The organism is Lactobacillus sp. A27, assembly GCF_016742815.1.
GTDB classification, from domain to species: Bacteria; Bacillota; Bacilli; order Lactobacillales; family Lactobacillaceae; genus Lactobacillus; species Lactobacillus gallinarum.
The window spans coordinates 23,385-30,338 of the sequence record NZ_JAEHNT010000018.1 but is presented as its reverse complement, the minus strand read 5'-3'; the positions used below and the strand labels follow the sequence as shown (position 1 = coordinate 30,338).

Sequence of the window (6,954 nt, the reverse complement as noted above, 5' to 3'; positions counted from 1 at the left end):
TTCTTTGAGTCTAACATAATGAATACCTCTATTTTCTAAATCACTTTAACTTGTTGGAACTTTTCGTTCCCTCATTCCTTACATTTGTATTATATAACATTAGTTATATAATACAAGGGTAAAATAAAACTTTTTTTAAAAAGAAAATAGATGGTGCAAAAGCTTGCTATAATAACTTTTATGCTAAGTTTTGACTAGAAAAATCGCAAAAATAAAAAAACAAAAATTTTTGTTATAAAAAATCCAGATGCCTATTAGAACATCTGGATTTAAATTTTTGAGGCTTAAGTAGTCAAATATTTATTCATGGTGATCGATCAATCTTCTATTGAGATTAATGTTAGTTTATTAATGCATTTATATTAGATTATAGTATGTCTTTTTTATTCTATATAAATAGACAAATGAACGTCTTTTTGACTATAATTGGTCAAATATACAAATCTATTTTTTATTACTTTATGCTAAAATGATGGACATTAAGTCATGAATATTAAAAAATTATTGGAGGAATTTAAATGAAAGGAAAAGATAACTATAACTCGGTAGATTATTCTTATGTTTTTTCTGCTAAAAAGAAATTGGAGTTAGAGCACGGCAAAAAAGTGCTACTAATTTTGGCAGAATGAAGAATAAGTGGACTGCTGCCGCTGTTATCGCGTTAGCCTCAGGTTCAGTGGTTTTGTTTGTGCCAACTGGAAAAGCGCAAGCAGCTGAAGCTGAGGCTGGTGTGAAGACAGAACAAGTTGAGACTAATAAGCAAACTGATCAAGCACAGCAAAAACAAGTAAAACAACCTACGCAGGGTGAAGACGAGATGATCAAACTGATCAAGATACACCAGATCAACCGGTAGGTGATGATGATACTGATAAAGGTTATTATGAAAGTCAAAATCAACCTGTAAATACACCTGATCATATTAAAGGCAACGTTCAAGATGCATGGGACCAAGGTTATAAAGGTGAAGGCATTGCTGTAGCTGTAATTGACTCTGGAGCAGATCCAAGTCATAAAGATTTCCAAACTGCACCTACTAATCCTAAGTTTTCTAAAGAAGACATGGAAAAGATCATCAAGAAGTTAGGTCATGGTCGTTACGTAAGTCCTAAGTTTCCTTATGTGCATAACATGATCACAGGTGATGATGATCAAATTAAAGAAAATAACCAAGATGCAGTAAAAGATGGCTCTCACGGCCAACATGTATCCGGAATTATTGCTGCTAATGGTCAGCCCGATAATAAAAATGGTGAATATGTTGTTGGAGTAGCACCAGAAGCTCAACTATTGTTCTTAAAGTATTTTAGTGATGATGGAACTACGGGTGATGTAGCCGAAGCGATCTATGATGCAGTTAATGCTGGAGCTGATGTAATTTCACTATCTCTTAATAGTGCACCTAATGTGCCCAACTTGAATAACGCCGATCAAAGAGCAATTCGTTATGCTGTTGATCATGGGGTTGTTATTTCCGTTTCTGCTTCCAACGATGGTAATTCTGCATCAAATAATGTTTCTGATAAGGATGACTATTATCCTAATTCCAATTTAGGTAATTACAAGCCATTTAGTTCAGGTGATATTGGTGATCCTGCTGACTCTCCAGACGCCATTACTGTAGCGGCTGAAAAATCAGAACAAGATGAAGACAGTGACATGGCAGATTTTACTTCTTAGGGACCACTTCCTGATTATACTTTAAAGCCAGATGTATCAGCTCCGGGTGTGGATATTATTTCAACAGGAAATGATAATAAATACGTTAAGATGGATGGTACTTCAATGGCAACACCATTTAATTCAGGTGTAGCTGCTTTAGTTATTCAGCGACTAAAAAAGACCAATCCTAATTTACATGGTGTAGCTTTAGTTCAAGCAGTGAAGGGCTTGATAATGAGTACTGCTAATCCACAGTTAGACGTAAATAGTGATAATTCTGCTATTGTGTCTCCTCGTAGACAAGGTGCTGGTCAAATTAATGCTGGTGCAGCAACATCATCACCAGTTTATATTACTGCCGATGATGGAACTAGTTCACTTAGCTTACACAATATTCAAGATTCAACTAATTTCAACTTAACTTTCCATAATTTAAGTGACAAGGAACAAACTTATACCTTTGATGATTTGGGTGGAGGATATACTGAAGATCGTGATCCAGATACTGGATTGTTTAGTGATGTCCAATTAGCAGGTGCACGTGTTGATGGAGAAAATAGTATTACTATTGCTCCAAATTCAACTGCTAAATTTGCCTATACTTTAAAGCTGACTGGTTTGCAAAAGAATCAATTAGTTGAAGGATATTTGCATTTTGCAGGTAACAACGGTCAGGTAGATCTTTTTGTACCATATCTTGGTTATTATGGTGATATGACTAATGAGCACGTCTTTGATAAAAACGCTAATGAAGACGATACTGATATTTTAGGCAACCGTCTTACTAATGAAGATAATTATCCACGTGGTATTGCCGATGAATATTCATTAAAGCAATTTGTTAAGCAGAAAAAACAAGATAATGCCGATTATAAATGGCAACAAGCTACTCAAGTTTATGATAGTGGTAAAGTTGCATTTTCACCTAATGATGATAATGAGAGTGATTATGTATTACCATTTATGTACTTAAAACAAAAGATCAAGGATCTTAAGATTGAAGTCCTTAATGACAAGGGTGAAGTAATACGAGTAGTTACTGATGCAAAAGACGTAGCTAAATCATATTATGACAATCACAGCTCTGAAACTACGGTAAGTACAGATGAGTATAAATGGGACGGTAAAGTTTACAATAAAAAGACCGGCAAAATGGAAGTAGCGCCAGATGGTCAATATACTTATCGCTTCATAGCAACACTTTATAATAAGGGACCTCATCAAGTTCAAACTCATGATATGCCAATTATCATTGATACGACTAAGCCTGTATTTAAGAGTTTCAATTATGATACTCAAACTAATACTCTAACTGGTAGCTATGAAGATACTGGTGTTGGCTTCACTGATTATTCATATGGTACTGTTACTATTAATGATAAAGTTTTCGGTTTCAAATTAAATGAAGGCCAAAATCAGTTTGACAATGATGATAAAACTAAAGGTCATTTCACTGTTAAATTGGATGCTGAGGAACTCGCAGCTTTAGCAAATACTCAAAATAAAATTACTATAGCTGTGAGTGATGCTGCAGATAATACGGCTAGTGAAACTAGGAATATTGCACCAGTTGCAGGTAAAGCTGAAGTTAGTGTTTGGAATGCAATTACTGGTATGCCATTTGATACCAACAGTGCTGATTATCATGAAAATAAAAAAGTCGACACTTACACTTTAAGAGGTGCGGCTAATCATAATTTCTACATTAATGGTAAATTAGTGCAGGTAGTTAATGGTCAATATGCGGTTCCAATTGATGTTACTTCAGGAAAGATCGTATTTACTTCTGATGAAGCTGGAAAGAATGAGTTATATACTTTCAAGGTAACAGATGTGGATCCAGATTCTCCAGCAGCCGAAACTAATGATTCAGATGATTCCGACAATTCAAATCCAGGAAAAATTGACTCAGAGGACCTATGCAATATTAGCTTTGATCATTTTGAAAAGAATGAAATTGATTTTACTAATATAGATGATGCTAAAGAAGATGGATATGACCCATTAACAGGTAACTGGAATGTTACAGGATCTGTTGATCCAGATAAAGTTGCTAGTTTAATTGCAGTTGTGCAGGGTAATTCTGAAAATGATCCAGCTAATTTAATCAAATTTGATAAGGATGGTAATTTTAAATTTACTTTTAAGGAACCTAAAACTGGTCAGAAGGCAATACAGTATATTTATACTACTAAAGACGGAGAAAAATACCGTGGTGTAATTGGAGCAATAGTGGATTTTGAAACTACAACTTTGAATGTTGAATTGCCAACTATCACTAATCAACCAGTTTTGCATATTTTAGGTACTGCTAATGATAATATGAGTGGCTATTCTGTCATAATAGACGGTAATAATATATTTACTCAAAGAAATACCAGGCAAGTTAATAGTTATCCAGAATCTGGCCAATCACTTAATCCATACGGACCATATAACATTAACTATGATGTTAATTTAGATGACAATAATGGTCAGCCAAGTGATCATATCATTACAATTAAGGTAGTGGATCAAGTAGGTAATGTCACTAAGAAGAAATTCAATGTACATTATGATCCTAATTACACGGGGCAACCTGAGATTACGTCAGGTATTGATATGCCAACTACTTCAGAACAACCAATTAGTAAGCCACGTGTTGTAATTCCAACTAATAATTCTAGTGATACTGAAGTTTCAACAGACACCATCACCCTAATCTTAACTCACAACGCCTTCGTCTATGATGGTGACGGCAATGTTGTAATTACAGACGGCAAGAATACTTTGCTTGAAAAGGGCAATACTATTTCTGCATGGCACAAGGGTCAAATCACTACCTTGGCAGGCAAGAAGTACGTTCAAGTCGGTGATAACAAGTATGTGAAGTTGTTCAACACTTTGCTTAAGAAACTTGTAGTTCACAACTCATACCTTTACGATGCTAATGGTAAAGCAACTGGTAAGAAGCATAAGTTGACCGTTGTAAAGCATGGTAAGTTTGTTTACGTTTGGAACAATGGCGAAGAATTCAGAATTAATGGTAAAAAGTTCTGTCGCTTAGCCAACGGTAAGTTTATCAAGGTAGCTAACTTACAAACCGTTAAAGCAATCAAGATAAAACATTACAGAGCACGTTTATATGATAAAAACGGTAAGTTACTTAAGAAACATATTACTTTGACTAAGGGTAAATGCTACTGGGCATGAAATGATGCCAAGATAGTTAAAATCCATGGTAAGAAATATTACAGAGTAGGAAAGAACAGATATGTTCGTGCAAATAAGGCTGCAAAAGTAGAGATCAAAACAGCCCTAGATGCTGATAAGCTCAAGTAGAAATAGATTTAGATACGAAAAGCCAGGCAAATTTTGCCTGGCTTTTTGACTAGATTGATTTGTAAAAATTTAAGCTTGTTTCATGAAGTCTTTCAATTCATCAATGGAGAATTGATCACCGTAATCCTTCTCTAAGCGATTTAAGATTTGTTCATCATTGCCGCCGAAATCTTTTAAAGCAGCGATTAACTTTTTTATGCCGGAAACAGTAGCGCTAGCTATGCCTCTTTGCATACCTTGTTGCATACCCTTTTGCATACCTTTTTCTTCTGCTTCTTGCTCTTTTTCAAGCATTCTAGTTTCATAGTCGATCATTTTATCCCTCCATTCTGGATCTTCGTTCATGTCCTTGATTCGCGTTTGAATTTCATCAAAAATGGCATTCAAGTGGACAGGTCGGTCATTAATCAGGTTAACTAAGCCTACCTGATCTGCATTTTCACCATTAGGAATTCCTTTGCCATTAATTATAATTTTTTCTAGTCCGTCCTGAAATTGCTTAGACTTGTTGTGATCTTCATAAGTATGGTAAGTGTATTTGATCCGTCCTTCACCTTCAGGATCGAAGTTGGATAAGAAAATCAAATAGGCCTTTTTCATGTTGCGATAGGTCTTGCCTTTATCGAGAGTATAGCGTTGATCCATTTTAGCCGCGTAATACCGCATTCGCCAGCCAAGGTCTTTCTTATCGGTAGTTTGAGCTTCTACATCGTAAGGGTTGTGCTCGTAATCTTCGACCAGTATGTCGAAGATTACATCTTTACGCTCACGATGTTTAGGATCCTTGACTTCTTTTTGTTTTTCCGGATAGTAGATTTCTTTGATCTTGAAAGACAAGATGGTTTCAAAAATATACTTGCAAATTTTCTTGTCTGATATGATTTCACCGAAGACCTGATCTTCCAAGAAGCCATACCACGGTTTGATTACTTTAGGTGTTTCTTTCGTAGCACACCTGCTTTCTGTAGAGTAGGGCAGAGCCCTCTACTATTTAATACACAAAAAACAGGCAAAATTTTTTTGAAAAGTTAAAATAATAGAAAAACTATTAGATCCGTCTGAGAGTCTAGTAGTTTTTGAGTGATATTAATAATTTTAGGAGTCTTAAAAGCCAAAAATCAATTTGGTGAAACTGCTGATAAAATAAATACACCGAGCAATTCAAGTGCCAAAAATGTAATTCCAATAACTGTAGTCATAATTGCCATCCCCTTAGTTTGGAGATAAATAATTGGATATTTATCTTATTCATACTCTTTATCTTTACAATTTTTACTTTAGCATAGAATTACATAAAAATAAAGCGCTTACATTCGAAAAGGAGAAAAAAGACGAAATCTTTCGGAAATCGTCTTTGTCGCCCCTGCCAAGGAAGTCCATTATAGCATTTTGCATAAGTAAAAGTTATAGCTAGCCAGTAATTATAGATATTTCTCAAGCTTAATTTCTAAGCATACAATGTAATTGAGTTGAGCAAAGGAGAAATAAAAATGGCTAGAAACGAAGAAGAAGTAAAGAATTGTTCATTTGGTTTTGGCGAACCTAACACAGCTTATGCGAAATATTTTACTGGTGAGAGTTATTTGAATCCACTTGCTAATAGGGCTAACTGTAGTATTTCAAATGTTTCATTTGAACCGGGATGCATCAATCATTGGCATATGCACACTGTTGCTCAAACTTTGGTTTGCGTTGCAGGTGAGGGCTGGGTTCAAGAAGAAGGTAAGCCAGCTCATAAGATGACACCTGGTGATGTTTATGTTGTTGCCCCTAACACTAAGCATTGGCATGGTGCAGCGAAGGATTCATGGTTTGCGCACCTTTCAATCATGACTGATACTGACAAGGCAAAGTCCACTTGGCTTGAGCCGGTTGATGAAGATTACTATAATAATTTGAAATAATTAAATATGCACGTATATTGAATGATCAAATCGTTTGGATTGGGTCATTTTTTTGTTAGAAAAAGTA

5 protein-coding genes and 1 pseudogene are annotated in these 6,954 nt (G+C 35.2%); 5 read left to right on the top strand and 1 reads right to left on the bottom strand.

Translation table 11 applies throughout. The annotated features are described in order from the left end of the window. Positions 1-625: 625 nt before the first annotated feature. From JEM49_RS03695 to JEM49_RS10465, 4 genes and pseudogenes are all read left to right on the top strand, one after another. Complete coding sequence (locus tag JEM49_RS03695; RefSeq protein WP_201873687.1) at positions 626-856, top strand: hypothetical protein; 231 nt, start codon at positions 626-628, stop codon at positions 854-856. Between the two features lie 65 nt (positions 857-921). Further along, a pseudogene (locus tag JEM49_RS03690) lies at positions 922-1,914 on the top strand (S8 family serine peptidase); the annotation flags it as partial. Continuing rightward, a complete protein-coding gene (locus tag JEM49_RS10470) occupies positions 1,897-4,854 on the top strand; it encodes an SLAP domain-containing protein (RefSeq protein WP_242509758.1) in 2,958 nt (985 codons plus the stop codon). The pseudogene JEM49_RS03690 and the gene JEM49_RS10470, both read left to right, overlap by 18 nt. A 12-nt stretch (positions 4,855-4,866) precedes the next feature. Further along, positions 4,867-4,983, top strand: coding sequence for an SLAP domain-containing protein (locus JEM49_RS10465; RefSeq protein ID WP_255404985.1), 117 nt, complete (start codon positions 4,867-4,869; stop codon positions 4,981-4,983). Between the two features lie 69 nt (positions 4,984-5,052). Here JEM49_RS10465 and JEM49_RS03670 read toward each other — a convergent pair whose 3' ends face one another. Next, positions 5,053-5,889, bottom strand: coding sequence for an Rpn family recombination-promoting nuclease/putative transposase (locus JEM49_RS03670; protein ID WP_242509755.1), 837 nt, complete (start codon positions 5,887-5,889; stop codon positions 5,053-5,055). A 584-nt stretch (positions 5,890-6,473) separates the two neighbouring features. Here JEM49_RS03670 and JEM49_RS03665 point away from each other — a divergent pair. Continuing rightward, positions 6,474-6,887, top strand: a complete 414-nt coding sequence (locus JEM49_RS03665) for a cupin domain-containing protein (RefSeq protein WP_201873686.1) — start codon at positions 6,474-6,476, stop codon at positions 6,885-6,887. Positions 6,888-6,954 lie beyond the last annotated feature (67 nt).

What these genes read in the sequence shown, in the direction of transcription:
- JEM49_RS03695 (WP_201873687.1), top strand. Translation starts at nt 626, where the DNA reads ATGAAGAATAAGTGGACTGCTGCCGCTGTTATCGCGTTAGCCTCAGGT.
- JEM49_RS03665 (WP_201873686.1), top strand. Translation starts at nt 6,474, where the DNA reads ATGGCTAGAAACGAAGAAGAAGTAAAGAATTGTTCATTTGGTTTTGGC.
- JEM49_RS10470 (WP_242509758.1), top strand. Translation starts at nt 1,897, where the DNA reads ATGAGTACTGCTAATCCACAGTTAGACGTAAATAGTGATAATTCTGCT.